Origin of the sequence: Microbispora rosea, from assembly GCF_900156315.1 — a bacterium.
In the GTDB taxonomy this organism is placed as follows: Bacteria; Actinomycetota; Actinomycetes; order Streptosporangiales; family Streptosporangiaceae; genus Microbispora; species Microbispora rosea.
The window spans coordinates 307,546-331,575 of sequence record NZ_FTNI01000003.1 but is presented as its reverse complement, the minus strand read 5'-3'; the positions used below and the strand labels follow the sequence as shown (position 1 = coordinate 331,575).

The window sequence follows — 24,030 nt, the reverse complement described above, 5'->3', positions numbered from 1 at the left end:
GCGCAGCCGCGAGGATGGGGAGGTGACGACGGGGACGCGCATCAGGAACACCAGGCGTGAGGAGCTCGCGGCCTTCCTGCGCAGCAGGCGCGAGCGGATCCGGCCCGAGGACGTCGGCCTGCCGCCCGGCCTGCGCCGCCGTACGCCGGGCCTGCGGCGGGAGGAGGTCGCCCAGCTCGCGGGCGTTGGCGTGACCTGGTACACCTGGCTGGAGCAGGGCCGCCCCATCAACGCGTCGGTGCAGGTGCTCGACGCCATCGCCCGCACGCTGCGGCTGGACGCGGCCGAACGGGAGCACCTCTACCGGCTGGCGGACCTGCCGGAGATCGCCGATCCGGCGGGCGACGGGGAGGGCCTCGACGCCGAGGTGCACACGATCCTGCGCCAGCTCGGCCCGCTGCCCGCGTGCGTCTACAGCGGGCGTTACGACCTGCTCGCCTGGAACGCCGCGTACGGCACGCTCTTCGCGTCCGTGGTCGATCGGCCGCGGCTGGAGCGCAACGTCCTGTGGCGGGTGTTCACCATGCCCGACTGCTGCTGCCCGCTCGTGAACAAGAACGAGGAGCTCCCGCAGATGGTCGCCACGCTGCGGGCCGCCTTCGGCAGGCACGTGGGAGAGCCGGCCTGGTCGGGTTTCGTCACCCGGCTGTCGGCGGCCAGCCCGGAGTTCGCCCGGATGTGGGCGATGCACGAGGTGGCCAGGCCCGGCGTCCGGATGAAGCTGTTCAAGCACTCGTCGGTGGGCCTGATCCGCCTGACGTCCACCAGCATGGCGCTGGCGGCGCCGCCGGAGGCCCGCGTCGTGGTCTACACGCCGATGGACGACGAGAGCAGGCAGCGCATCGATTGGCTGGCGGTGCATCCGGAGGTCGCCCACTGCCCGCTGCATGGGGAGCCGGTCCGCGGGTAAAGCGGCAGTCATGGCCTGTCGTATCAGTGAACTCGTCGTCGACTGCCACGACCCCGAGCGGCTCGCCGCCTTCTGGTGCGAGGTGCTGGGCTTCGAGGTGATCGAGCGCAAGGACGGCTGGGTGGAGATCGGGCCGCCCGGCACCGGCTTCGGCGGTCTGCAGCCGACGCTCATCTTCGAGCCCGTGCCCGAGCCCAAGCGGGACAAGCTGCGCCTGCACATCGACGTCAACCCCACCGACCGTGACCAGGAGGCGGAGCTGGAGCGCCTGCTGAAGCTCGGCGCCGTGCCGGCCGACGTGGGCCAGACCGGCGAGGAGGACTGGCACGTGCTCGCCGACCCGGAGGGCAACGAGTTCTGCCTGCTGCGCCGCCGCCTGTGAGCCTCGGACGGGGTGATGCGGTAGCGTCCGGAGGGTGGCGAGGATCTTCACGGTCGACGAGGCCAGGTCGCTGATGCCGGCGGTGCTGGAGCACGCCCGCGCGTTCGTCGCCGTACGCGCCGACCTGGCCGAGCTCACCCACGACCTGCGGCACTCGGGCGCCTCACCCCTCGGCGGCGTGCCGGAGGCCAAGGGCCTGGAGGCGCGGATGGACGAGATCCTGAGCTGGTTCGACGCCGAGGACATCGAGATCAAGGGCGTCGCCCCGCTGCTCGTCGACTTCCCCGCCGTGCTCGGCGAGGTGTCCGTACGGCTGTGCTGGCTGGAGGGGGAGACCGCCCTCGGCTGGTACCACCGCAGCGACCTCGGCTTCCCCGGCCGCCGCGCCCTGCCGTGACCCGCCGGCCTCGCCTGCCCTGATCGTCGTCGCCTCGATCGCGGCTTCTCCGAAGCGGGCACGCCGTGGATCATGAGGGGATGTCGCGGAACTCGCTGGATCGGGCCCGCCGGATGTGGGCGGCGCTGGCCCGCGTCCCTGTCACGTTTCCCGGTCCCGGGAACGTGGCCGTGGTGGTCTCGCCCGAGTCGTGGTTGTGCCCGCCGGGATGGACGGGCGTTGTGACGCTGGACGGCGCCGCCCTGGTGACCGTGCCCGACGCCGATCTGGCCGAGCCGTTGCGCGACGCCCTGCTCGCCGGCCGTATGGATCCTTCCCCGCTGCCCGCCCGGCTTGCCGTCCGCGACGTGCTGGGCCCGGCGACGCTTGCGTACCTCGACGCCGGAGACTTCGCCCCCGCCCACACCGGCACCCGGGTCGAACGTCTGCCGGCGGGCCATCCGGACATCGGCGCCCTGGCGGCCGCGGCGGGCGAGCGGGACGCGGGGGAGAGCGCCGTGGAGGAGATCTCCTCGGCGGTCTGGGTGCTGCGCGACGGCCGGGACGTGGTCGCCGCCGCCGGGTATCGCCCGTGGCTCGACACTGCGGCGCACATGTCCGTCCTGACGGCGGCCCGGTGCCGTGGCCGTGGCCTGGCCCGAGTCGTGGCCTCGGCGGCTGTGGCCGATGCGCTCGCCGGGGGGTTGCTGCCGCAGTGGAGGGCGCGCCCGGAGCCGTCGCGACGCGTCGCCCGGGCCCTCGGGTTCCGGGAGGCCGGTGCCCAGATCAGTCTTCTCGTGCGGCGCTGACCGCGACATCCGTACGTCATCGCGGGGCCGGCAACACGTTCGGGCTTGGCAAGTTGTTATCCATGCGTATAACTTTATCCGCATGGATAACAAAGTGAAATGGACTGTCGTGCGGGCGCTCTTCGTCGCCGTCCTCGTCATCTCGATCGCGGCACTCGGCGTGGCCGCCGTCGTCGGCGGCACCTGGGTGGTGTGGCTGCGCGGGGCGGCCGTGGCCGCGGCGTCCGTCTGGCTCATCGCCCTGACGGGGCAGGCCGCGAGTGGCAAGAGGGCCGCGTACGTGCGCATCCGCTTCGTCAGCATCGCCGCGCCCATCGGCATCGTGCTCATCCTGCTCGCGCCCGACAGCGGCTATCCGATGTGGATGAAGGCGGAGCAGGGCGTGGTCGGCGTCCTGGTCGCGGCCGTCGCGCTGATCGTCAACCGGCGCGCGGTGCGCGAGGCGTACCCGAAGGGTGGCAAGCTGAGGTGACATGAGAAGCCCTGGGACCCGTCAGGTGGCCACCGAGGCGCGCAGAGCTCAGATCGCCTCGGCGGCGATCGCCGTGCTCGCCGAGCGCGGCTACGCGGAGACCACGTTCGAGGCCATCTGCGAGCATGCCGGGCTCAGCAGCAAGAGACTGATCACCTACCACTTCTCCAGCAAGGACCGGCTGTTCGAGGCCGTCGTCCAGCAGGTCGTCGCCGACGCCGCGGCCTTCATGCGACCGGCGTTGCAGGCCGCGCACGGAGCCCGTGCTCAGCTGGAGGCGTTCATCAGGTCGAACATCGCCTTCGTCGCCCGCCATCCCGGGCACGTGCGCGCGGTGCAGCAGATCGCCTTCAACAAGGCCCCTGCCGGAGGCGCGGAACGGGACGCCGCGATCGCCAGGATCGTGGCGCTGTTCGCGGACGGGCAGCGTACGGGGGCCTTCCGCAGCTTCGACTGCACGGTGATGGGAGCGGCACTGCGCGCGTCCATCGACACGATGGCCGAGCGGGTCGTCGACGGTTCCGATCCCGGCGTCTGCGCGGACGAACTGGTCGAACTGTTCGACCGCGCGACCCGCGCCGAGTAGTCCGCCGGCGCGGGCGACCGGAATCAGTCGGACAGGTCGTCGAAGCCGTCGAAACCGCCGAAGGCGGCGCCGTACCGCACGCACACCATACGGGCCACGGACTCGTGCGCGCCGAGGGGCTCGGCACACCCGGCGCCGATCGAGCCGGCGGCCGCCGTGATCCGATCGAGGTCGGTCTCGGGTCCGATGACGTACGGCACCATGGCGAGCCGGTTGGCGCCGATGTTGCGCAGGCGCTCGGCGGCGTCGCGCACGCTCGGCTGGCCGTCCAGCGCGGCGGGGACGACGGGGAGCGTCAGACGGGCGGCCAGCAGGACGGCCGTCGCGTCGGCGCCGCGGGCGGCCTCGTCGCCCCCGGCGGTCGCGACGATGATCCCGTCGACCGGCGACGAGACGTTGAACAGGCGCATCCGGTCGGCGCGGGCCAGGCCGGCCTCGGCCAGGCGTACATGCAGGGCCTCGGCCAGCAGCGGGTGCGGGCCGAGCGGCTCGGTGACCCGCACCGCGGCCTCGCTCTGCGTCACGGCGTCCCGTACGGCGCGCAGCACGCGCGGATGGGGCCCGGTGACGAGCGGGACGACCACCGCGGCCGGTCCCTCCGCGGGCCGCTGGGCGGCGATGGACGCGAACTCCTTGGTGAGGTCGGCGCCGCCGTCGGCCAGCGAGACGATACGAAGGTCGATCTGCGGGTTGTCGAGCCTGACGATGGAGGCGACCTCCATGGCCACGTCACCGCCCGAGCCCACCGGGTCCCCGGCCTTGCCCGGCACCGCCAGGACCAGGGCAGGCGCATCAGGCGGCAGGTCGGCGGGGAGCGGCCGTCGGTGGCGGCCGGTCCCAGGCCGAGGAGAGCGCTCTCTGATGGGGAGCTTCGGCGGGTCCTCGTGACCTTCGTTCACATCGGCGGATTCTAGGGCGAATCTGGTCGAAGAGCAGAACCAACGCGCGGCTTGTTGCGGCTTGGTGATCTAGGCGGTTTACCTGTTCGTTACTTGACGCTCCCCAGGGGACCCGGTTTGATATGGACTCATCCGGCCGTAAACGTTTACAGACTGCTGCACGTTACTGGCCAGTAAACGATTACAGGACACTCTCTTCCAAGTGAGGTGCCGTTGACCGAGGGTCCCACGATCACCACGATCGCGCAACGCGCCGGTGTGTCGATCGCCTCGGTGTCACGAGTGCTCAACGGGCTGCCGACGCGCGAGGACACCGTGCGGCGCGTCATGCGCGCGGCCGACGAACTCGGCTACGTCCCCAATTCGGTCGCCCGCTCGCTGCGCAACCGCCGCACCGACCAGATCGCCTTCGCCATGGCCGACATCGGCAACCCCGTCTACGTGGCGATGGTGCGCGAGATCCAGCCGCTGCTGAAGGAGGCCGGCTACCGGCTCCTGATCCATTCCACGGACGGCGAGGCCGAGGACGAGCTCGGCGTGCTGCGCGGGCTGCGCGAGCGCTACGTGGACGGCCTCATCATCAGCCCGCTGCGCGGCGTCACCGAGGAGCACATCGAGGCCATCGTCGCCGCGCGCGCTCCCGTCGTCGTCATCGGCTCGCTGCCGGACGACATGCCGCAGGGCGCGCTGGTGGACAACGTGCGGACCGACTCCAGGACCGGTGTGCGGCTCGCGCTCGACCACCTGCACGCCATCGGCAGGCGGCGCATCGGCTTCCTCAACGGCCCGCTCGACACCGTTCCGGGCGCCGCCCGTGCCGCCGCCTACCGGGAGGCGCTGGAGGCGCTGGGCCTGCCGTACGACGAGGACCTCGTCGAGGTGGGCGACTTCTACCGCGACAGCGGCGCGAGCGCCGCGCGGGCGCTGCTGTCGCGCGTGCCCGGCGTGGACGCGCTCATGTGCGCCAACGACCTCATCGCGCTCGGCGCGCTCGACGTGCTGCGTGAGCAGGGTAGGGACGTCCCCGGCGACGTGGCGGTGGTCGGCATGGACGACACCGACCTCGCCTCGGTGACCTGGCCGACGCTGACCAGCGTCTCGCTCGGCTCGGCCGAGCGCGGCCGGGCGGCGGCCGGGCTGCTGCTCGACCGGCTGCAGAACGGCCCGCGCGAGCCGCGGGTGGTGGTCGTGCGGCCGAGCCTCACCATCCGCGGCTCGACCACTCTTCCGGGGACGTCGCCGGGAGGCGCCCGATGACCGCGGTCGCCGCGCACGGCGGCGCGGGAGGCGGGCCGCCGCGCGTGTTCCGGTCCGGAAACGGGCTCGCGCTGCTGCTCCCCGCGCTGGTGCCGGTGCTGCTGTTCAGCGTGGGCCCCCTGGTCTACGGCATCCTGCTGGCCTTCACCGACGCGCGGTCCGGCCGCAACACCGAGACCTCGTTCGTGGGCCTGGAGAACTTCGCCGAGCTGCTGTCGGACGGCGACTTCTGGGAGTCGTTCCGGATCGGCATGGTGTGGGGCCTGTCGGTGACCGTGCTGCAGTTCCTCGCCTCGCTGGGGCTCGCGCTGCTGCTGAACCAGGACCTGCGCCTGCGCGGCGTCGCCCGGGTGCTCGCGGTCGTGCCGTGGGCGATGCCGCCCGTGGTGGTCGGCCTGATGTGGCGGCTGGTCTATCACCCGGACGCGGGCCTGCTCAACGGCCTGTTCGGTTCGGACGTCGACTGGCTGCACGACTTCTCCCTCGCGCTGCCCGCGGTCATCGTCGTGGGGGTCTGGACCGGCATGCCGCAGACCACGGTCGTGCTGCTCGCCGGCCTGCAGAACGTGCCCGGGGAGCTGTACGAGGCGGTCAGCGTGGACGGCGCGGGCGTCTGGCGGCGGTTCTGGAACGTCACGCTGCCGCAGCTGCGGCCCGTGATCGTGGCCATCACCTCGCTCGACTTCGTGTGGAACATCAACCAGTTCAGCCTGGTCTACGTGCTCACCCAGGGCGGGCCGGGCGGGCGGACCCGGCTGCCCATGCTGTTCGCGTACGAGGAGGCGTTCCGGTACGGCTTCTTCGGATACGCCGCGACGCTCGGCGTGGCGATCACGATCGTCGTGCTGGTCGTGCTGGGCCTGTACCTGTGGCGGCAGGCGCGGGAGGGAGACTGACATGACCCGCCCGCTGAAGTACCTCGCCCTGCTGGGATACGTCGTGTTCCTGGCGTTCCCGCTGCTGTGGCTGCTGTCCACGGCGCTGAAGACGCCGCAGGAGATGGCCGTCCTCGATCCCACGTGGATCCCGCGCCGGCCCACGCTGGCCAACTTCGCCGACGCCTTCGCGGAGCAGGACCTGCTCGGCGCGGGGCTGCGCAGCCTCGTCGTCGCGGTCGCCACCGCCCTGATCACGGTGGCGCTCGCGCTGCCCGCGGCGTACGCGCTGGCCCGCTTCCGCGGCGTGGCCGGCCGGATCGCGATCGGCTGGGTGCTGGTCAGCCAGGTCTTCCCGGTCGTCCTGATCATCATTCCGCTGTTCATGGTGCTGCGGCGGCTGGAACTGGTGAACACCCTCGCCGGGCTCACGCTCGTGCACGTCACCTTCGTCCTGCCGTTCGCGCTGTGGATGCTGCGCGGATACGTGCGGGCGGTGCCGCGCGAGCTGGAGGAGGCGGCGGCCGTCGACGGCGCGGGGCGGCTGCGCGCACTGGCCGCCGTCGTCGCGCCGCTGCTCGCGCCCGGCGTGGTCGCGACGCTGCTGTTCAGCTTCATCTCGTCCTGGAACGAGTTCATGTTCGCCCTCGTGATCCTCAAGGATCCCGAGGTGGAGACCCTTCCGCTGACGCTGGTGCGCTTCGTCGGCCCGGAGGGAGTCGCCCGGCTCGGCCCTCTGGCCGCGGCGTCGCTGCTCGCGACCGTGCCGAGTCTCGTTTTCTTCGCGATCATCCAGCGGCGCCTGCGGTCCGGCCTGATGGCCGGGGCCGTCAAGGGCTGACCGGCATGGCGACCTTCAACAAGGAGGGTTCTCATTGGCATCGTCCCCTCCCTTAAGAAAGGGGATTCCAACCGTCGCCGGTCAGGCTTCCTGCTTCGCCGCCGGTTGCCTCGTCCGAGAGGACTCTCGTTGAGGTCTTACACCGGCTCCACAGGCGTTTTGCCTCTCCGCCCGCCCGGCGGCGAGGATGTTCTTGGCGGCGTTGACGTCCCGGTCATGGACCGCCCCGCAGGTGGATTCCCAGGTCCGGACGGTCAGCGGCATCGACTCCCGTTGTGCCCCGCAGGCGGAGCACAGCTTGGAAGAGGGAAACCACCGATCCACGACCAGCACCTGCCGCCCGTACCACCGCGCCTTGTACTCCAGCATCGACCGCAGTTTTCGCCAGGTCGCATCGGAAATGGCGCGGGCCGGCGAGCGGTTCTTGACCATGTTGCGGACGGCGAGGTCCTCGATCACGACCGTTTGGTTCTCACGGACGAGCCGAGTCGAAAGCTTGTGCAGGAAGTCCCGGCGGCGGTCGGTGATGCCGGCGTAGACGCGCGCGACCTTGAGCCGGGCCTTGGCCCGGTTTGCGCTGCCCTCGGTTTTGCGTGCCAGATTTCGCTGAGCCTTGACGAGGCGGCGCCGGTCGGCTCGCTCATACTGAGGGTTGGGCACCTTGCCGTCCTCGCCGGTCAGCCCGTTGACCGGGCGGGACAACGTGAGGAGGCTTGTGATTCCCACGTCCACGCCGACCTGGGTCTTCACGGCAGCCAACGGCGGAATCGTCTCCTCCACGAGGATGGACACGAACCACCGCCCCGCCGGATCTCGGGTGACGGTCACGGTGGACGGTTGCGCCCTCAGCGGGAGCGGACGCGACCACACAATCTTCAGCGGGTCGCGCATCTTGGCCAAGGTGAGCTGCCCATCGCGCCAGCGGAACGCAGATCGGGTGTACTTCGCCGCCGCTCTGGACTTCTTGCGCGACTTGAAAGTCGGGTACTTGGACCGCTTGGCGAAGAAGTGCGCGAACGCAGCCTGCAGGTGCCGCAGGGCTTGCTGCAACGGCACGCTGGAGACCTCGTTGAGGAAGGCCAGCTCCTTGGTGCGTTTCCACCGCGTGAGCGCGGCCGAGGACTCCATGTAGGAGATGCGGTGGCCTTCCGTTATGTAAGCGCGAGTCCGTTCTTCCAGGGCCTTGTTGTAGACCAGGCGCACGCATCCGAATGTCCGGCCAAGCTCATCAGCCTGTTCGGGGGTCGGGTAGAAGCGGTACTTGTATGCCCGCCTCACGATCTGCGCCATGCCTCACATCATGTACGTTCCGTTAAGGCTCGTGCGTGTGTTCATACGGTCTTCGCCTGTCGGCGAAGCGCCTACCCTCCCCTGCTCCGCAGGAATTCCCATCCATCCCCCGCCTTCCGGCGGGGTTCCTCGGAGGACTTTGATGACAGAGCGTAGCGAGCGACAGGAGATACAGCTTTCGGCGAATGTCGCTCCGGGCCGAAGGCGAGTAGGTGGCATGAAGAGATTGGGTGCCGCGCTGGCCGTGGCGGCGGTCGCGCTCGCGGCGGCCGCGTGCGGGAGCGGCGGCGACGGCGGCGGCGACGCCGCGTCCGGGGAGCCGGTGAAGCTGCGCTTCCTCAGCCTGGCCTGGCAGAAGGAGTCGATCGAGGCCAACAAGCAGATCGTCGCCGACTGGAACACGGCCAACCCGAAGATCCAGGTCGAGTACGTCCAGGGGAGCTGGGACAACGTCAACGACCAGCTCGTGACCTCGTTCGAGGCCGGCGACCCGCCGGACGTCATCCACGACGACTCCCCGGCGCTGTCGAGCTTCGCCTCGCGGGGCTTCCTGCTCGACCTCACCGGCAAGGTCCCCGCCGAGCTGAAGAGCGACATCCCGCAGGCCGCGTGGGACACGGTCACCTTCTCCGACGGCAAGAGCGGCCAGGGCGTGTACGGCGTGCCGTTCCTGCAGGAGTCGCAGGTGCTCATCGCCAACAAGAAGCTGCTCGACGGCGCCGGCGTGCGCGTGCCCACCCCGGACTCCCCGTGGACGTGGGACGAGTTCGCCGACGTGTCGAAGAAGCTCACCGCGAAGGGCGCGTACGGCGTGGCCTGGCCGATGAAGTCGCCGGTCAACAAGGTGCTCAACCTGGCGCTCAACTTCGGCGGCACCTTCTTCGACACGCAGAACGGCAAGACCACGGTGAAGGTCGGGCCGCAGGAGCGCGAGGTGCTCCAGCGCATCCACGACCAGCTCTACACCGACAAGTCGGCCGACCCGTCCGCGCTGGGCATGGGCACCGCCGACCCGCTGCCGGGCTTCTTCGCCGGCAAGTACGCGATCGTCCCTGCCGGGGTGTACCTGCGCCAGCAGGTCGCCGAGCAGGCGCCGAGCGGGTTCGAGTGGGTCACGCTCCCCCCGCTGCGGGGACAGACCTCCCAGCAGGGCGCGGTCTCCCAGACGCTGTCGGTCGCCGCCGACAGCAAGCACCCCGACGAGGCGCTGAAGTTCATCGCCTACTTCCTGAACGGCCCGAACCAGGCGAAACTGGCCAAGGGCGACTGGCTGCTGCCCACCAGCACGTCCGCGGCCAAGGACCCCGCGCTCACCACGGAGGAGAACGGGTGGGACGTCGCCACCGCCTCGGCGAAGGACCTCGTCGTCGCGCCGTTCCTCAAGGTGAACGGGTTCGACGAGTGGAAGAGCAAGGTGGCCACGCCGGCGATGCAGGAGTACTTCGCCGACAAGATCAGCCTGGACGAGCTGGCCAAGCGGCTCGTCGAGGAGGGGAACAAGGTGCTGGAGCGGTACAGCCGTTGACCTCCGTACGCGACCGCGCCCGGGGCTGCCTGCTCGGCCTCGCCGCCGGCGACGCCCTGGGCGCCCCCGCGGAGAACCTCGCTCCCGAGGAGATCGCCGCCCGGTGGGGCGTGCTCACCGAGATCGAGCGCGGCGGCACCGACGACACCGAATACACGATCTTCGCCGCCACCGTGCTCCTGCGCCACGGCCACGCGCTCACCTCCGAGGACGTGGCGCGGGCCTGGCGCGAGGAGATCGTGGCGCGGCTCGACGGGCCGATGCGCGGCGCCGGGTTCTCCGAACTCGGCACCGTCGAGGCCCTGCGCCGTGGGCTGCGGCCGCCGCTGACCGGCCGGTGGCACGCCCACGGCTGGTCCGACGGCCTCGCCATGCGGGCCGCGCCGTACGGGATCTTCGCGGCGGGCGACCCGGACGAGGCGGCGCGGCTGGCGGAGACCGACGGGCGGGTGAGCCACACCGGCGAGGGGATATTCGGCGGCCGGGCGGTGGCCGCGGCGGTCGCGGTCGCGATGACCGGCGCCTCGCCCGCAGAGGTGGCCGCGGCGGCCCTGCGGGCGGTGCCGGAGGACTCCTGGACGGCCCGCAGTCTCCGCGCCGCGCTCGACGTCGCCGCCCGCACGCCCCGCCCCCTCCTGGGACGCACCCTCCACGACGCCGTCGTGATGGCGCACTACCCGTGGACCGACCTGGCGCCCGAGGCGGTCGCCCTCGCGTTCGCCGCCTACACGGCGGGCGGTGGGGAGGTCGAGGCGTCGGTCGTCATCGCGGCCAACCTCGGCAGGGACGCCGACACCACCGCCGCCGTCGCCGGGGCTCTCGCGGGGGCGGGCCGCGGCGAGGCGGCGGTGCCCGCGCGCTGGGCCGAGCGCATCGGCCCGGTGGCGGGCCGCTGCCTGCCCGTGGTCGCCGGACGGGACGTCCGCGACGTCGCCGACGAGATCGTGAAAGGAATGTAGAACCACATGCCATCGGGGGACAGGCGGGACGGGCCGGACAGGCTCGACCGCGTGCGGGGGGCCTTCGCCGGTCTCGCCGCCGGCGACGCGGCCGGGTGGCCGGCCGCCCGGCACCGGTCCACGCTGCTGGCCGGCTGGAGCAGGCGGCTGCGCAGGGAACTCGACGCGTTCGCCGAGGAGCACCAGGTCACCACGCTGCCGGTGCCGTTCGCGCTGAACCAGCCGGTGGCGCCGCTGGCGGCCGGCCCGTCGGACGACGCCGAGTGGCTGGCCTGGACGGCCCTGACCATCGGAGAGGACCGGGCGGAGGCGTTCGGCCGCCTCGCGGGCCGCGACGACGTCCGGGCCCGCATCTCGGTGTGGGCGGCGCTCGACAACCTGGCGGCGGGCAAGCGCCCGCCCGCAAGCGGCCACGACAACCCCCACCACTTCGACGACGCCGCGGCCGTGCGGGCCGTCGCCTTCGGCGCGGCCGGGCTGGACCCGCTGGAGGACGCGCGCGTCACCAACGCGGAGGACGGCGTGCTCGGCGCGGTCGCGATGGCCCGTGCGGTCGCGGCGCTGACGGACGGCGCCCCGATGGGCGACGCGGTGGAGGCGGCGCTCGGCGCGCTGCCGCCGGACACGGCCATCGGGCACGCGGCGCGCGAGGCGCTCGCGGCGGCGCGGGCGGCGGGCTCGCCCTTCGCCTCGGTCCCGGCGCTGGACGCCGCCGTGCTCGACCACGTCTACAGCTATGGCGTGGCCGCCGCGCAGACGGTGCCGATTGCGCTGGCCCTCGCGGACGTCGCCGTCTCCGCGGCGACGCCCGGGGCGGGGGAGTTCGGTGGGGAGGAGTTCGGTGCGGAGGCGTTCGGTGCGGGCGTCTCCGCGGCGGCCTGCCTCGCGCCGGTCGCCGACTCCGCTCCCGCGCTCGCCGGCGCGCTGCTCGGCTGCGCCGCGGGGTACGACGCGCTGCCCGCCGCCTGGCGCGAGCGGGTCCGCACCCTGGCCGGCTGCTGCCTGCCCGAGCTCGCGGGAGCCGACCTGCTGGACATCGCCGGGCGACTCGCATGACGCCCGGCACATCACGCGTACGCACGAGGGGGAGGACCGGATGACGCCGCAGGAGGACCTGCCGGATGACGACCTGCTGGCCGATCGCGCCGTGGGGTGTGTGGCGGGCGCCGCGGTGGGCGACGCGCTCGGCGGGGCCACCGAGGGATGGACGCCCGAGCAGATCCAGGAGCGCTACGGAGGCCGGGTCCGCGGCGTCGTCCCGCCCTTCAACGAGGACTGGCGCAACGCCCGCCCGATCGCGCCGTACCACAAGGGGGACGGCCACGTCACCGACGACACGTTGATGACGCACGCCCTCATCCGGGTGTACGAGCGGGCCGGCGGCCACCTGGACGCCTACGCCGCCGCCGAGCACCTGGTCCCCGAGATGATGGGGGAGAAGCGGTGGATTCCCGAGCTGGAGGCCGAGGCGCTGCCGCTCCACCGGGTGTTCCTCGCCGAGAAGTGGCTCGTGCTGCGGCTGCACTACGGCCACGCCGACCCCCGCGAGGCCGGTGTCGGCAACATCGTCAACTGCGGCGCGGCGATGTACATGGCCCCGGTCGGTGTCGTCAACGCCGGCGACCCCGACGGCGCGTACGCCGAGGCGATCGACCTGGCCGGGGCGCACCAGTCGAGCTACGGCCGCGAGGCGGCGGGCGTGCTGGCGGCGGCGGTCGCCGAGGCGATGCGGCCGGGGGCGACGCCCGACTCGGTCGTCGCGACCTGCCTGCGGCTCGCCCGCGACGGTACCCGGGCCGCCATCGACGCGGTCTGCTCGGCCGCCCGTGGCCTCGGCCACTGGGACGGCTCCTCCGAGGCCCTGCGGGCGGCGATCCGGCCGTACGACACGGTGGCCGACACCTACCGCGACCAGGGGCTCGGGGCGCGCAGGCCGAGCCGGGTGCACAGCATCGAGGAGCTGCCGCTCGCGCTCGCCTTCCTGGTGATGGCCAAGGGCGACTACCGCGAGACCGTGCTCGGCGGCGTCAACTACGGGCGCGACGCCGACTCGATCGCCTCGATGGGCGGCGCCGTCGCCGGGGCGCTCGGCGGGCGGGCCGCCGTCCCCGCCGACTGGCTGGCGCAGGTGGCGACGGCCAGCCGTACGGACCTGGTCGGGCCGGGGCTGGCGCTCGCGGCCGTCGCGCGGCGGGTCCACCGGGCCGACCGGGAGCGCCGCCGCGCGCACGAGGCCGCCTTCGACGCCCTGCTCGCGCCGCAGGCGGAGGGAGACGCGCGATGATCCGGCTGACGTGGGTGCAGCCGGAGGACCTCGTCGGCCACGAGCTGCGGCAGGCGGCCGAGGACGGCCGGGGAACGCTCCCGGAGGTGGCGGCCGTCGCCGGCCGCTGGCACGCCGCCGGCGGACACGACGCGCCGCCCCGGGCGGGCGCCTCCCCGGGGCCCGCCCCCGAGGGGCTGCGCACCCTGGCCGGGGAGCTGCTCGACGAACTCGCGGCGATCCCCTCGCCGCTGCCCGAGCCGTCGGAGCTCGACGAGATCGTCGCGAGCTGCCCCGGCTGGCCCGCCTCCCGCGCCCGGGCCCGGCAGGTCCGTCCGGAGCCCGCCCGCGTACGCGGGGCGTGGTGGGGCCGGGCGGCCGGCTGCCTCCTGGGCAAGCCGGTGGAGAAGATCCCCCGCGAGGGGATCAGGGCCATCGCCGAGGCGACCGGCAACTGGCCGATCCGCGGCTGGTTCACCGCGAAGGGGCTGCCGCGGGAGATCGCGGAGCGGTGGCCGTGGAACCGCCGCAGCGCGGCCACCAGCCTCGCCGAAAACATCGACGGCGTGCCCGAGGACGACGACCTCAACTACGCGCTGCTCGCGCTCACCGTGCTCGAACGGCACGGACGGGACTTCACGACCGAGGACGTGGCGCGGACCTGGCTCGACGCGCTGCCCGCCGGGCGGGTCTTCACCGCCGAGCGGGCGGCCTACCGCAACATGCTCGCGGGGCTCGAACCTCCCGCGACCGCCGTCCACCGGAACCCGTTCCGCGAGTGGATCGGCGCGCTGATCAGGGCCGACGTGTACGGCTGGGCCAATCCGGGCGACCCGGCGACGGCCGCGGCCTGGGCATGGCGGGACGCCCGGCTCAGCCACACGGCCAACGGGATCTACGGCGCGATGTTCGCCGCCGCCATGTGCGCGCAGGCGCTCGTGGCCGGGGACGTGGACGAGGTGATCGAGGCCGGGCTCTCGGTCGTGCCGCCCGGCTCGCGCCTGGCCGACGCCGTACGGCAGGCCGTCGCGGACGCCGCGGCGGAGCGGGACTTCGAGCGGGTCGCCGACCGGCTGTACGCGCGGCACGGACAGCTGCACTGGGTGCACACGGTCAACAACGCGGCGCTGCTGGCGGCGGCCCTCGTCCACGGCGCCGGGGACTTCGCGGCGACCGTCGGCACGGCCGTGGCCGGAGGCTGGGACACCGACTCGGCCGCCGCCACGGCCGGGTCGATCGCCGGGGCGCTGGCGGGCGGCGTCCCCGAGCGGTGGACGACCCGGGACCGGCTGGCCAGCAGCCTGCCCGGCTTCGACGGCGTCTCCATCGAGTCGCTCGCCGCCCGCACGCTCGCGCTCAGTGAGGGGGACCGGCGATGATCTCGGTGTTCGGCAGCGCCAACATGGACCTGGTGGCGTACGTCGCCGAGGCCCCAAAGCCGGGGGAGACCATCACGGGCCGGGAGTTCCGCACGATTCCCGGAGGCAAGGGGGCCAACCAGGCGATCGCCGCGGCCCGTGCGGGAGCCGACGTGGCCTTCCTCGGAGCCGTCGGGGACGACGCGTTCGGGCCGGGACTGCGGGCCGCGCTCGCCGAGGCGGGCGTGGACACCGCCGGGCTGCGGGTCGTGCCCGGCCCGTCGGGCGTCGCCCACATCGTCGTGCAGGACGGCGGCGACAACTCGATCATCGTGGTGCCCGGCGCGAACGGCACGGTCACCGGACCCGCCGGGCGGGACGCGGAGGTCATCGCCCGGTCCGGCGCCCTGCTGCTGCAACTGGAGCTACCCATGGACGCCGTGGTCGCCGCGGCCCGGATATCCCGTGCCGCGGTGCCCCGTGCCGCGGTGCCCCATGCCGCGGTGCCCCGTGCCGCGGTGTCCCGTGCGGAGGTGATCCTGACCCCGGCCCCGGCGGCGCCGCTGCCGGCCGAACTGCTGGAGGCCGTCGACCTCATCGTGCCCAACGAGCACGAGGCGGCGGCCCTCACCGGCCGCGACGACCCAGGGGACGCGCTGGAGGCGCTGCTCGACCTCGTCCCCGAGGCCGTCGTCACCCTGGGCGTCCGGGGGGCGCTGTACGGCTCGCGCGACGGCACTCGCCTGCACGAGCCCGCCGTACCGGTGCGTGCGGTGGACACCACGGCGGCCGGGGACACCTTCGCGGGAGCGCTGGCCGTGGCCAGGACCGAGGGGGCCGCCCCGGCGCGGGCGCTGCGCTTCGCCTCCGCCGCGGCGGCGCTTTCCGTGCAGCGGGAGGGCGCCAGCACCTCCATGCCGCACCGCCACGAGATCGACCGCCTGATGGAGGACCTGTGAACGGGCCGCTCGACGGCGTACGGGTGATCGACGCCGCGACGCTGTTCGCCGGGCCTACCGCGGCGATGCTGCTCGGCGACTACGGCGCGGACGTCGTCAAGGTGGAGCACCCGCGCAGGCCGGACCCCTCGCGCGGGCACGGGCCCGACGGGCTGTGGTGGAAGATGCTCGGCCGCAACAAGCGGACGATGACGCTCGACCTGTCCACCGAGGAGGGCCAGGACCTGATGGTCCGGCTCGTCGAGGACGCCGACGTGCTCATCGAGAACTTCCGCCCCGGCACGCTGGAGCGCTGGAACCTGTCCTGGGACCGGCTCAGCGAGGTCAACCCCGACCTGGTCCTCGCCCGGGTCACCGGCTTCGGCCAGTTCGGCCCGTACGCCAGGCGGCCCGGCTTCGGCACGCTCGCCGAGGCGATGAGCGGGTTCGCCGCGATGACGGGGGAGCCGGACGGGCCGCCCACGCTGCCGCCGTTCGGGCTCGCGGACGGCATCTGCGCACTCGCCACGGCGTTCGCCGTGATGACGGCCCTGCGCTCGGGGCGCGGGCAGGTCGTCGACCTGTCGATCATCGAGCCGATCCTGACCGTGCTCGGCGCCCAGCCGACCATCTACGACCGGCTCGGCGTCGTGCCCGCGCGCACCGGCAACCGTTCGGTCAACAACGCGCCGCGCAACACCTACCGCTGCCGCGACGGCTCCTGGGTCGCGGTCTCCACCTCGGCGCAGAGCATCGCGGAACGCGTGATGCGCCTGGTCGGACGGCCCGACCTGGTGGACGAGCCGTGGTTCGCCACCGGCGCGGGCCGGGTGGCGCACGTCGACGAGCTCGACGCGGCCGTGGCGGCGTGGGTCGGCGAACGCACCCGGGAGGAGGTGCTGCGGGCGTTCGAGGAGGCGGAGGCCGCCGTCGCGCCGATCTACGACGTGCGCGACGTGCTGGCCGACCCGCAGCTGACGGCGCTCGACGCGGTGACCACCGTGGAGGACCCCGAGCTGGGCCCGCTGCGGATGCAGAACGTGATGTTCCGGCTGTCGGAGACCCCGGGACGGATCCGGTGGACCGGCCGTCCGCACGGCGCCGACACCGGCGAGATCCTGCGCGGCCTCGGCCTGACCGGCGCGCAGATCGAGGCCCTGAGGGCCAAAGGAGTGGTGTGACATGCCTTCTTCCGGTCCTTCTGCCGTCCCCCTGACGTGGTTGTACGTGCCCGCCGACCGCCCGGACCGGATCGGCAAGGCCCTCGGGGGCGAGGCGGACATGGTGATCGTGGACCTGGAGGACGCGGTCGCCCCGGAGAACAAGGGTGTCGCCCGGGCCGGGGTCGTCGCCCTGCTGGCCACGCCGCAGCCGCGGGTGGAGGTCCGCGTCAACGACGTCCGCACGCCGGACGGCCAGGCCGACCTGCACGCGCTCGGAGCGCTGCTGCACGGCGGCGGCGGCGTGCGCGTCCCCAAGGTGGAGTCGGCCGACGAGGTCCGCTGGATCGCCGACGCGGTGCCGGGCGTGCCGCTGCGCCTGATCATCGAGTCCGCCATCGGGCTGGAGCGCGCCTTCGAGATCGCCACCGCCTCGCCGGCCGTCGCCGGGATCGGTCTGGGCGAGGCCGATCTGCGCGCCGACCTCGGCGTGACCGACGAGGCGGGCCTGGCCTGGGCGCGCTCCCGCATCGTGGTGGCGGCCCGGGCGGCGGGGCTGCCGGCCCCGGCCCAGTCCGTGTACGCGAACGTCCGCGACCTCGACGGCCTGGCCGCCTCCTGCGCAGTGGGCCGGGCCATGGGCTTCCGGGGCCGGGCGGCCATCCACCCCATCCAGCTTCCGGTGATCGCGGCGGCGTACCGGCCGACCAGGGAGGAGATCGAGGCCGCCCTGGAGGTCGTCTCCGCCGCCGACCAGGGCGCGGTGGCCCTCGCCGACGGCCGCTTCGTCGACGAGGCCGTCGTCCGCCAGGCCCGCCGCCTCCTCACCGACGCCGGCGACCACTGAGCGCCGCCGAGACCGCCGCGGCCGGGCGGACTACGGTGTCCGCCCGGCCTCGGGGGTTGGCCGGTTCAGCCGGGTCGGGTCATGGGCAGTTGCCGATGTCGCTTTCCGCGGAGGCCAGGACGACGTCGGTCTTGGCCAGGCCGAGGGCGTTGACGGTGACGTGGACCGCGTTGACGGTCAGGCCCTTGTCGGGGGTGGTGAAGGGAATCTGCTCGTTGAGGACGAGCTTGACGACGCCGACGTTGACCGTGGTGTTGGGCTGGACATTGGTGGGGGCCGCGATGACCACCGTGTTGCCGACCTTGAGTGAGGCGATGGTGGTCGTCCCGGTGGATCCGGCGCAGGTGGTGGTGGAGCCGGACTTGATGGTCTTGAGGCTGATCACCGGGATGCCGGTGATCCCGATGGTGGTGTCGTCGATGGAGGCGGTGGCCTCGGATTTGCCGGGGAACTCGGTGGTGACGACCTTGGCGCACAGGGCGTGCGCGCTGATCAACCCGCTGAGGGTGGCGGTGCAGGGCACCGAGGTGCTGCCGGTCGACGTGGTGGAGACGGGGCCGGTGTCGGGGGTGCGTGCGATGTTGACCAGTTGCAGGCCGGCCAGGGAGGCGCTGGCGGTCAGGCCGTAGGCCCGTCCGGTCAGCCGCTGCGGTGTGACGTCGACCTGCTCGTCGCTGCACGGAGAGGTGACGGAGTTGTTGTCGTCGTCGCCGCTGTAGGTGGCGGTCCACCGGTAGGTGCCGGCCGCGCCGATGGTCACGTCGCCGGACGCGGCGGTGCCGCCGCCGGACAGCTCCTCGGTGCGGGTGGCGATCGGCGTCGCGCAGTCGGTGTCGCCGGGGGCGTACAGCTGGAACTCGACGGTGCCGGTGGGGTGGAACCCGCCCGAGACGGTGGCGGTGTCGGACACGGCGCCGCCGGCCGGCACGGACCCCGATGGCGTGGTGGCGATGCCCGGGGTGGCCTTGACGACCTCGACCTCCTCCTCGCCGCATTCGGAGGTGACCGGGTTGTTGGCGTCGTCGCCGCTGTAGGAGGCCACCCACCGGTAGGTGCCCACGCCGCCCGCGGGGATGTCCCCGGACGCGGCGGTGCCGCCGCCGGACACCGTCCCGGTACGCGTCGCGATGGGCGTCTCACAGTCGGTGTCGCCGGGACCGAACAGTTCGAACGTCACGGTGCCCGTCGGGTGGTAGCCGCCGGACAGTGTCGCGGTGTCCGAGACGTTTCCGCCCGCGGGCACCTGGCCCGAGGGTGTGGTGGCGATCGCCGGGGTCACCTTCGGGACGTGTTCGGTGATCGTTTCGGTGAAGCCGGGCGACAGGACGTCGTTGAGCAGGAAGTCCACCTTGCAGGTGAGGGTGCTTCCCGGCGCGGCTCCGGCGCCGACGGAGACGGTCTCGGTGAAGGTGGCGTCGTCGCCGCTGGTCACCGCTCGGCTGGCCGGGGTCAGGGACACCGACAGGCTGGGATCGCAGTCGCGGAGCTTGTGGGTGACCGTGACCGGCAGGTTGTGCAGGGCCGCCAGGATGGTGTCGCTGACCTCCGAGGCGTTGAGGCCGGAGAACAGCTGTCCATCCGTCGCGTCGGCGATCGCGGTCGCCTGCCCGCTCGAGTTCAGCCCGGCCAGGTCGAAGGCGAGCACGGTGATGTCGGCCGCCTGCAGGGCGCTGATCGCGTTGGCCAGCGTATGACCGTTGCTGGGGTCGTGACTGGGGGCGTCTCCGATCAGCAGGACGATCCGGGTGCTGTTCGGCCGGAAGTCGACCGCCCCGGACGCGACCTGGAACAGGCCGTTGATGCCGTCCTCGGGGAAGTCGCCTCCGCCGGCCGCGGCCAGCGAGTTGATGCCATTGGTGACGTCGGCATGGTTGGCGGTGAGGTTCTGCGCCACCCGGAACGGCGGCGAGTCCGCCGCGTCCTTGTACTCGGCGACCGCGAACTGCGCGTCCGGCTGCGCCGCGGCGACGTTGGACAGGATGGTGTTCGCGTTGGTCCGCACGTTCGAGATGACCCCGCCCATGCTCCCTGTGGTGTCGATCAGGAAGGCGATATCCGGCTTGGGGGGGATCGCCGGAGTGGATACGGTCTTGGTGATCGTCTTCGACTCGCCCGGATCCAGGTTCAGCGTCACGTCCGCCGGGGTGACCCCGGGCTCGGCGTACGCCGTCCCCACCCCGGCCACCAGCATCGCACCGGCCGCCACCACGCACACGGCGGCCCGTAATCGTCGCGTCATTCTCACGGTGTCATTCCTTCTGGTGTGGCGTTATGCCATACGGAATTCGGGAACATCGCCCATCCAGAATTTCGGTGATTGCGTCGTCCGGGACGCCCTCTCCTCGCATTCCGATATGAGCGGATGCCGAATTCCATTGGTTGACTACCTCGTTGACCCTTTTCGGCGCCGGCGCTGATCAGCGAGGGGGTGTGGCCACGGACATATGGTGACCGGTCAATGAATAGATGTAAATAGGCCGCTTACGGCAAGTTCCCGGTTGGCCACAGTCGGCCACTTCCGGCCGATGGGAGGCGCCCGCGAGCAGCGGCTCTCGCCGAGATCCCCCTCGGGCATGCCCAAGGAAATGAGTAATCCTCAGTTTTTCTGTCGCAGAAAAGAACGGCCGTTTCCACCCTTTATCGGCAGGCTCTGTGGTGCCTCAGGTCGTACGCTGCGCGACGAACACGAACTCACGACCCGGGCGGTCGGGGGCCTCCCGCACGTCCAGCACTCGGTAGCCGTTCGCGGCCAGGCTCGTTTCCACCTCGTCCCGGTCGCGGAATCGGAGGGTCGAATCCGATGTGACCACCGCGCCGTCCGCCATAAAGGTGTAGGTGTAGCGGAACGACACCAACGGCAGGCTCACATCGGTGACCTCGATGCGCTGCTCCACGAGCCCGGCCTCCGGAAGATCGAGGACGACGGGGCCGGTGCCGGAAGCCCACTCCTCCCACGCCCGGCGTCCGGGGCGCCTGGTCTCGAACACGAGATGGCCCCGCGGGCGGAGCGCGCCGTGGATGCCCCGCAGAGTCCGCGACCAGTCGTCGTCGGTGAGGAAGACCTGCGCCACGTTCCCCGTCATCACGGCGAGATCGGCGCCGAACGCCGGGACCCCGGTGGCGTCGCCGTGGATCCAGGTGATCCTTCCGGCCCGATCCTTCGATCTGGCGATCCGCAGCGACGCCTCGGCGGGATCGACGCCCATGACCGTGCGTCCGCTGTCCGCGAGCAGAACCGCCAGAGATCCCGTTCCGCAGCCGACGTCGAGCACGCGGTCCGCGCCCAGTTCGCCGGCGATGGCGAGATAGGCGCCTAGGTCGTCGCGGTCTCCGTCGAAGGCGTCGTAAACGGCGGCCAGGCGAGGGTGGGCGAAGATCGGGTCAGGCACCCGGCGACCCTACTCCAGCCCTTCACCCGGCAGCCGGTTACGCCTCCCGGTCCGGGCGCTCTTCGGCGAAGATGCGGGCGAGTTCGGCCCGGGACGCGATGTCGAGCTTGGTGAAGATCCGGCGAAGATGGGCCGAGACCGTGTGCGGGGACAGGAACATCCGTGCGGCGGCCTGACGATTGGTCAATCCCTGGGCGATCAGCTTGGCCACCGCGCGTTCAGTGTCGGTGAGGCTGTCCCAGCCGAACTCCCGCTGGTGCGACCGGGCCCAGTGACGGCGCCGGACGCCCAGTGCGCGCAGGCGCGCCCGCGCGCGGGCCGCGTCCCGGAGGGCGCCGATCTGCTGGTAGCCGTCGTGCGCCTGGTCGAGGCTGCCGATGGCCCGCTCGCGGTCGGCGGAGGCGCCGGACATCGTGAGCAGGACCCCGAGGTCCTCGGCGGCCGAGGCGCGCTCCCACAGTTGCGGGTGGTTGGCGGCGGCGAAGGCGAGGTCGGCGGGGTCGGCGTGAAGAAGGCCGCGGGCGTGTGCGGCCGCGGCGGCGAAGATGGGGTAGCCGGGGTTCCTCCGCGCGAGCTGGTCGGCCGTGTCGACGATCGTCTGCGCGTACGCCCGGTTTCCCGAGGCCAGCGCCAGCCGGGTCATGAAGGCGGCCGCGAGGGGCGCCGTGATGAGCGTCCGTCGTTGTCTGTCCACGTCGGTGTAGGTGGGGCGCAGGATGTCCATCGCCCGTTCGCGATCGCCCTGGGCCTCGGCGACCACGGCCTCCACCCACCTCTCCCAGGCTGATCCGAAGAGCATCCCGGGGGCGCCGGGCTCGCACGAGTACCTCTTCATGTTCCGGGCCGCGCCGTCCATGTCGCCGCGCCGCACGGCGATGTACGCGAGTATCGACAGCCCCACGCGGATGAACCCGTGCGTGCCCATGTCGTCCGCGATCGTCATTCCGGCCTCGGCCTCGGCGGCGGCGTCGTCGAGCCGGGCGGCGGCCAGTTTCACGCGGGCGCGGAAGAGCGCGGGCTGCGCGGCCAGCACGGTGACGCCGAGGGCCTCGATCTCCTCCTCGGCCGACCGGATGGCCAGGTCGGCCGCGTCGAACTGGCACAGGCACCGGTGCAGATGACCCAGCAGCAGCCGGGCGTACGGCCGCTGGACGGCCTCCACGGCGCCGCTGTTCCCGATCTGCAGGGCCTCGTCCAGATGCGTGAACGATTCGTCGACCCGTCCGTCGGTCATTGCGCACCGGGAGCGCATCAGCAGGGCGCCCACCACGGCCGCGTCGGAATGCCTGTCGCGATCGGCGAGGACGGCCTCCGCCCGGCGTTGTCCCTCCCCCAGATCGTTCAGGGAGATGAGCCCCCAGAACACGGTCCACTGGGCGACGCCGCGGAGGTCACGGGAGATGTCTTCCCGGCCGAGCAGGCTGTCGGCCTGGGACACGGCGTCGGCCGGTCGGCCGCTCAGAAGCAGGATGTACGCCAGCGCGCAGCGCAGGCGATGCGCCAACGCGGAGGGAGCCCTGCTGAGCGCGGGACGAGCGAGATCGGCGGCCTCGCACAGCCGCCCGACGGCCGTCAGGGCGTCGACCGCGATGGCGGCCCGGCCCACCCAGTCGGGGTCGGTGGCATCGGTCAGCTCCAGCGCCCGGGTGGCGAGATCGGCGGCGGTCTGCGGCGAGGATCGCAGCACCTCCCGCGCCGCCAGGTCCAGCGCGCGCAGGGCGCACACGTCACCGTGGCCGGCGCTGTGGATGAGGTGCGCGGCGGCGGGAACGGCCGATCCGCCCCGTTTGAGCAGCATCTCCCCTGCCTCTCGGTGCAGGGCCCGCCGGACGGCGCTGGACAGGCTCTCCGTCACCGCCTCCCACAGGAGGTCGTGCCGGAAGGCCAGCTCGTGCCCGGCGGATACGACGATGCCCGCCGACATCGCCTCCTCCAGCATGGGCAGCAGATCGCCCGTCGATTCGCCGAGCATCTCGGCCAGGTCCTTCACCGGGAACGAACGGCCCAGGACCCCGGCGACCTGGAGCAGGTGCCTGGTCGGTCCCGACAGCTCCTCCAGACGCTCGCGGGTGACCGCCCGGGCCGACGGCAGCTGTGCCGACACCAACGTCGCGCGGCCGTCGGCGATCCGGAACCCGCCCTCGCGCTTGAGCTTCTCGATGAGGTGGACGAGCAGGAAGGGATTGGCATCCGCGATGCCGGCCAGGGCCAGCACGTCCGGCTCCGGGGCCGCCCCGAGGACGTCGGCGACCACCTCGGTCACCGCCGCATCGTCCAGAGCCTCCAGCCGGATCCGCGTCGCGCCCTCGCGCTCCAGCGTGGTGAACACGCGGTCGAGGCACGGAGTGTGGCCGCCGCCGGTCGTACGGGCCAGCATCCAGATGAGCGGGGAGGAGGCGAAGTCCACGGTCAGCGACCGCAGCGCCAGCAGAGTCATGTGGTCGGTCCACTGCAGGTCGTCCAGGGTGAGCAGCGCGGGACCGTGCGCCACCAGCGTCTCCAGCGGTCCCTGCAGCTGGTCGAGCAACTGCAACCGCTGGTCGGCCGGGCCGGGCACACCGTCGCTGTCACCGGTGCGGAGGGTGCAGCCCGGCTCTCCGAGCGCCGAGACCAGCGGGGCCAGCGGCATCAGCTGGGTCAGCTCGTCCGCGACGCCGCGGACCACCCGGTACCCCCATCTGGTCGCGGTGGCGGCGGCCACGTCGAGCATGCGGCTCTTGCCGACGCCCGGCCGGCCCTCGACCAGCAGGACCCCGCCCCTGCCCACACGTGCCGCCCGGAGCAGGTCGGCGACGAGCGCCCACTCCCGGGAACGGCCACGCCAGCCAGGCCAGGATGTCTCCCGGGAACCGGGTCCCTCCGCCACATCCGGGACATTCCGGGATATATCCCCC

Annotated in this window: 22 protein-coding genes; 17 read left to right on the top strand and 5 right to left on the bottom strand. The window is 72.5% G+C overall.

What is annotated here, in order from left to right; genetic code table 11:
- Positions 1–22 precede the first annotated feature (22 nt).
- The 6 genes from BXA11_RS06695 (at position 23) to BXA11_RS06670 (ending at position 3,535) form a co-directional block, all read left to right on the top strand.
- Positions 23–910: a helix-turn-helix transcriptional regulator gene (locus BXA11_RS06695; RefSeq protein ID WP_051761106.1), complete on the top strand. Its 888-nt coding sequence runs from the start codon at positions 23–25 to the stop codon at positions 908–910.
- Positions 911–920: 10 nt separating this feature from the next.
- Positions 921–1,292 carry a VOC family protein gene (locus tag BXA11_RS06690; protein WP_076433619.1) on the top strand — a complete coding sequence of 124 codons (372 nt, stop codon included), beginning with the start codon at positions 921–923 and terminating at the stop codon, positions 1,290–1,292.
- 34 nt (positions 1,293–1,326) lie between these two features.
- Positions 1,327–1,689 (top strand): DUF2203 domain-containing protein, encoded by a 363-nt coding sequence (locus tag BXA11_RS06685; RefSeq protein WP_076433617.1) that lies wholly within the window; start codon positions 1,327–1,329, stop codon positions 1,687–1,689.
- 80 nt (positions 1,690–1,769) lie between these two features.
- A complete protein-coding gene (locus BXA11_RS06680) occupies positions 1,770–2,477 on the top strand; it encodes a GNAT family N-acetyltransferase (protein ID WP_030505190.1) in 708 nt (235 codons plus the stop codon).
- Positions 2,478–2,571: 94 nt separating this feature from the next.
- Positions 2,572–2,949, top strand: coding sequence for a hypothetical protein (locus tag BXA11_RS06675; RefSeq protein ID WP_143734119.1), 378 nt, complete (start codon positions 2,572–2,574; stop codon positions 2,947–2,949).
- Between the two features lies 1 nt (position 2,950).
- Positions 2,951–3,535: a TetR/AcrR family transcriptional regulator gene (locus BXA11_RS06670; RefSeq protein WP_076433613.1), complete on the top strand. Its 585-nt coding sequence runs from the start codon at positions 2,951–2,953 to the stop codon at positions 3,533–3,535.
- A 23-nt stretch (positions 3,536–3,558) separates the two neighbouring features.
- Here the strand turns inward: BXA11_RS06670 and BXA11_RS06665 are convergent, their stop codons facing one another.
- Entirely contained in the window at positions 3,559–4,434 is an 876-nt protein-coding gene (locus tag BXA11_RS06665) for a sirohydrochlorin chelatase (protein ID WP_063754517.1), read from the bottom strand.
- A 213-nt stretch (positions 4,435–4,647) separates the two neighbouring features.
- On the opposite strand from BXA11_RS06665, the gene BXA11_RS06660 reads away from it, so the two are divergent.
- The 3 genes from BXA11_RS06660 to BXA11_RS06650 are packed head-to-tail and all read left to right on the top strand — an operon-like array spanning position 4,648 to position 7,407.
- Positions 4,648–5,691, top strand: coding sequence for a LacI family DNA-binding transcriptional regulator (locus tag BXA11_RS06660; protein WP_076433611.1), 1,044 nt, complete (start codon positions 4,648–4,650; stop codon positions 5,689–5,691).
- A complete protein-coding gene (locus tag BXA11_RS06655; protein WP_081903164.1) occupies positions 5,688–6,587 on the top strand; it encodes a carbohydrate ABC transporter permease in 900 nt (299 codons plus the stop codon). Before BXA11_RS06660 ends, BXA11_RS06655 begins: the two co-directional genes overlap by 4 nt.
- 1 nt (position 6,588) lies before the next feature.
- Complete coding sequence (locus tag BXA11_RS06650) at positions 6,589–7,407, top strand: carbohydrate ABC transporter permease (protein ID WP_076433609.1); 819 nt, start codon at positions 6,589–6,591, stop codon at positions 7,405–7,407.
- Positions 7,408–7,488: 81 nt separating this feature from the next.
- On the opposite strand, the gene BXA11_RS06645 is transcribed toward BXA11_RS06650, so the two are convergent.
- Positions 7,489–8,697: an RNA-guided endonuclease InsQ/TnpB family protein gene (locus BXA11_RS06645; RefSeq protein WP_076433607.1), complete on the bottom strand. Its 1,209-nt coding sequence runs from the start codon at positions 8,695–8,697 to the stop codon at positions 7,489–7,491.
- A gap of 217 nt (positions 8,698–8,914) precedes the next feature.
- Between BXA11_RS06645 and BXA11_RS06640 the strand changes: the two genes are divergently transcribed.
- Genes BXA11_RS06640 through BXA11_RS06605 form a run of 8 tightly spaced genes read left to right on the top strand, consistent with a single transcriptional unit; the run spans position 8,915 to position 17,747 of the window.
- The gene (locus BXA11_RS06640; RefSeq protein WP_076433605.1) at positions 8,915–10,222 is read left to right on the top strand and encodes an ABC transporter substrate-binding protein; all 1,308 of its coding nucleotides are present in this window, start codon (positions 8,915–8,917) and stop codon (positions 10,220–10,222) included.
- Positions 10,219–11,181, top strand: a complete 963-nt coding sequence (locus BXA11_RS06635) for an ADP-ribosylglycohydrolase family protein (protein ID WP_076433603.1) — start codon at positions 10,219–10,221, stop codon at positions 11,179–11,181. The genes BXA11_RS06640 and BXA11_RS06635 overlap by 4 nt, the downstream gene beginning before the upstream one ends.
- 6 nt (positions 11,182–11,187) lie before the next feature.
- A complete protein-coding gene (locus BXA11_RS06630) occupies positions 11,188–12,237 on the top strand; it encodes an ADP-ribosylglycohydrolase family protein (RefSeq protein WP_076433601.1) in 1,050 nt (349 codons plus the stop codon).
- Positions 12,238–12,277: 40 nt separating this feature from the next.
- A complete protein-coding gene (locus BXA11_RS06625) occupies positions 12,278–13,465 on the top strand; it encodes an ADP-ribosylglycohydrolase family protein (RefSeq protein WP_076433599.1) in 1,188 nt (395 codons plus the stop codon).
- Entirely contained in the window at positions 13,462–14,823 is a 1,362-nt protein-coding gene (locus BXA11_RS06620; protein WP_076433597.1) for an ADP-ribosylglycohydrolase family protein, read from the top strand. Before BXA11_RS06625 ends, BXA11_RS06620 begins: the two co-directional genes overlap by 4 nt.
- A complete protein-coding gene (locus tag BXA11_RS06615) occupies positions 14,820–15,761 on the top strand; it encodes a ribokinase (RefSeq protein ID WP_076433595.1) in 942 nt (313 codons plus the stop codon). The genes BXA11_RS06620 and BXA11_RS06615 overlap by 4 nt, the downstream gene beginning before the upstream one ends.
- Positions 15,758–16,921 (top strand): CaiB/BaiF CoA transferase family protein, encoded by a 1,164-nt coding sequence (locus BXA11_RS06610; RefSeq protein WP_076433593.1) that lies wholly within the window; start codon positions 15,758–15,760, stop codon positions 16,919–16,921. Before BXA11_RS06615 ends, BXA11_RS06610 begins: the two co-directional genes overlap by 4 nt.
- 1 nt (position 16,922) lies before the next feature.
- On the top strand, positions 16,923–17,747 hold the full coding sequence (locus BXA11_RS06605; protein ID WP_076433591.1) for an HpcH/HpaI aldolase/citrate lyase family protein: 825 nt from the start codon (positions 16,923–16,925) through the stop codon (positions 17,745–17,747).
- A gap of 79 nt (positions 17,748–17,826) precedes the next feature.
- Here BXA11_RS06605 and BXA11_RS45275 read toward each other — a convergent pair whose 3' ends face one another.
- The 3 genes from BXA11_RS45275 to BXA11_RS06590 form a co-directional block, all read right to left on the bottom strand.
- Complete coding sequence (locus tag BXA11_RS45275; protein ID WP_083744010.1) at positions 17,827–19,986, bottom strand: vWA domain-containing protein; 2,160 nt, start codon at positions 19,984–19,986, stop codon at positions 17,827–17,829.
- A 421-nt stretch (positions 19,987–20,407) separates the two neighbouring features.
- Positions 20,408–21,136 carry a class I SAM-dependent methyltransferase gene (locus BXA11_RS06595; protein ID WP_076433587.1) on the bottom strand — a complete coding sequence of 243 codons (729 nt, stop codon included), beginning with the start codon at positions 21,134–21,136 and terminating at the stop codon, positions 20,408–20,410.
- 37 nt (positions 21,137–21,173) lie between these two features.
- Positions 21,174–24,002 (bottom strand): helix-turn-helix transcriptional regulator, encoded by a 2,829-nt coding sequence (locus BXA11_RS06590; protein ID WP_076433585.1) that lies wholly within the window; start codon positions 24,000–24,002, stop codon positions 21,174–21,176.
- Between the last annotated feature and the right edge of the window lie 28 nt (positions 24,003–24,030).

What these genes read in the sequence shown, in the direction of transcription:
- BXA11_RS06645 (WP_076433607.1), bottom strand. Translation starts at nt 8,697, where the DNA reads ATGGCGCAGATCGTGAGGCGGGCATACAAGTACCGCTTCTACCCGACC.
- BXA11_RS06655 (WP_081903164.1), top strand. Translation starts at nt 5,688, where the DNA reads ATGACCGCGGTCGCCGCGCACGGCGGCGCGGGAGGCGGGCCGCCGCGC.
- BXA11_RS06630 (WP_076433601.1), top strand. Translation starts at nt 11,188, where the DNA reads ATGCCATCGGGGGACAGGCGGGACGGGCCGGACAGGCTCGACCGCGTG.
- BXA11_RS06620 (WP_076433597.1), top strand. Translation starts at nt 13,462, where the DNA reads ATGATCCGGCTGACGTGGGTGCAGCCGGAGGACCTCGTCGGCCACGAG.
- BXA11_RS06690 (WP_076433619.1), top strand. Translation starts at nt 921, where the DNA reads ATGGCCTGTCGTATCAGTGAACTCGTCGTCGACTGCCACGACCCCGAG.
- BXA11_RS06605 (WP_076433591.1), top strand. Translation starts at nt 16,923, where the DNA reads ATGCCTTCTTCCGGTCCTTCTGCCGTCCCCCTGACGTGGTTGTACGTG.
- BXA11_RS06640 (WP_076433605.1), top strand. Translation starts at nt 8,915, where the DNA reads ATGAAGAGATTGGGTGCCGCGCTGGCCGTGGCGGCGGTCGCGCTCGCG.
- BXA11_RS06670 (WP_076433613.1), top strand. Translation starts at nt 2,951, where the DNA reads ATGAGAAGCCCTGGGACCCGTCAGGTGGCCACCGAGGCGCGCAGAGCT.
- BXA11_RS06650 (WP_076433609.1), top strand. Translation starts at nt 6,589, where the DNA reads ATGACCCGCCCGCTGAAGTACCTCGCCCTGCTGGGATACGTCGTGTTC.
- BXA11_RS45275 (WP_083744010.1), bottom strand. Translation starts at nt 19,986, where the DNA reads ATGACGCGACGATTACGGGCCGCCGTGTGCGTGGTGGCGGCCGGTGCG.
- BXA11_RS06615 (WP_076433595.1), top strand. Translation starts at nt 14,820, where the DNA reads ATGATCTCGGTGTTCGGCAGCGCCAACATGGACCTGGTGGCGTACGTC.
- BXA11_RS06625 (WP_076433599.1), top strand. Translation starts at nt 12,278, where the DNA reads ATGACGCCGCAGGAGGACCTGCCGGATGACGACCTGCTGGCCGATCGC.
- BXA11_RS06680 (WP_030505190.1), top strand. Translation starts at nt 1,770, where the DNA reads ATGTCGCGGAACTCGCTGGATCGGGCCCGCCGGATGTGGGCGGCGCTG.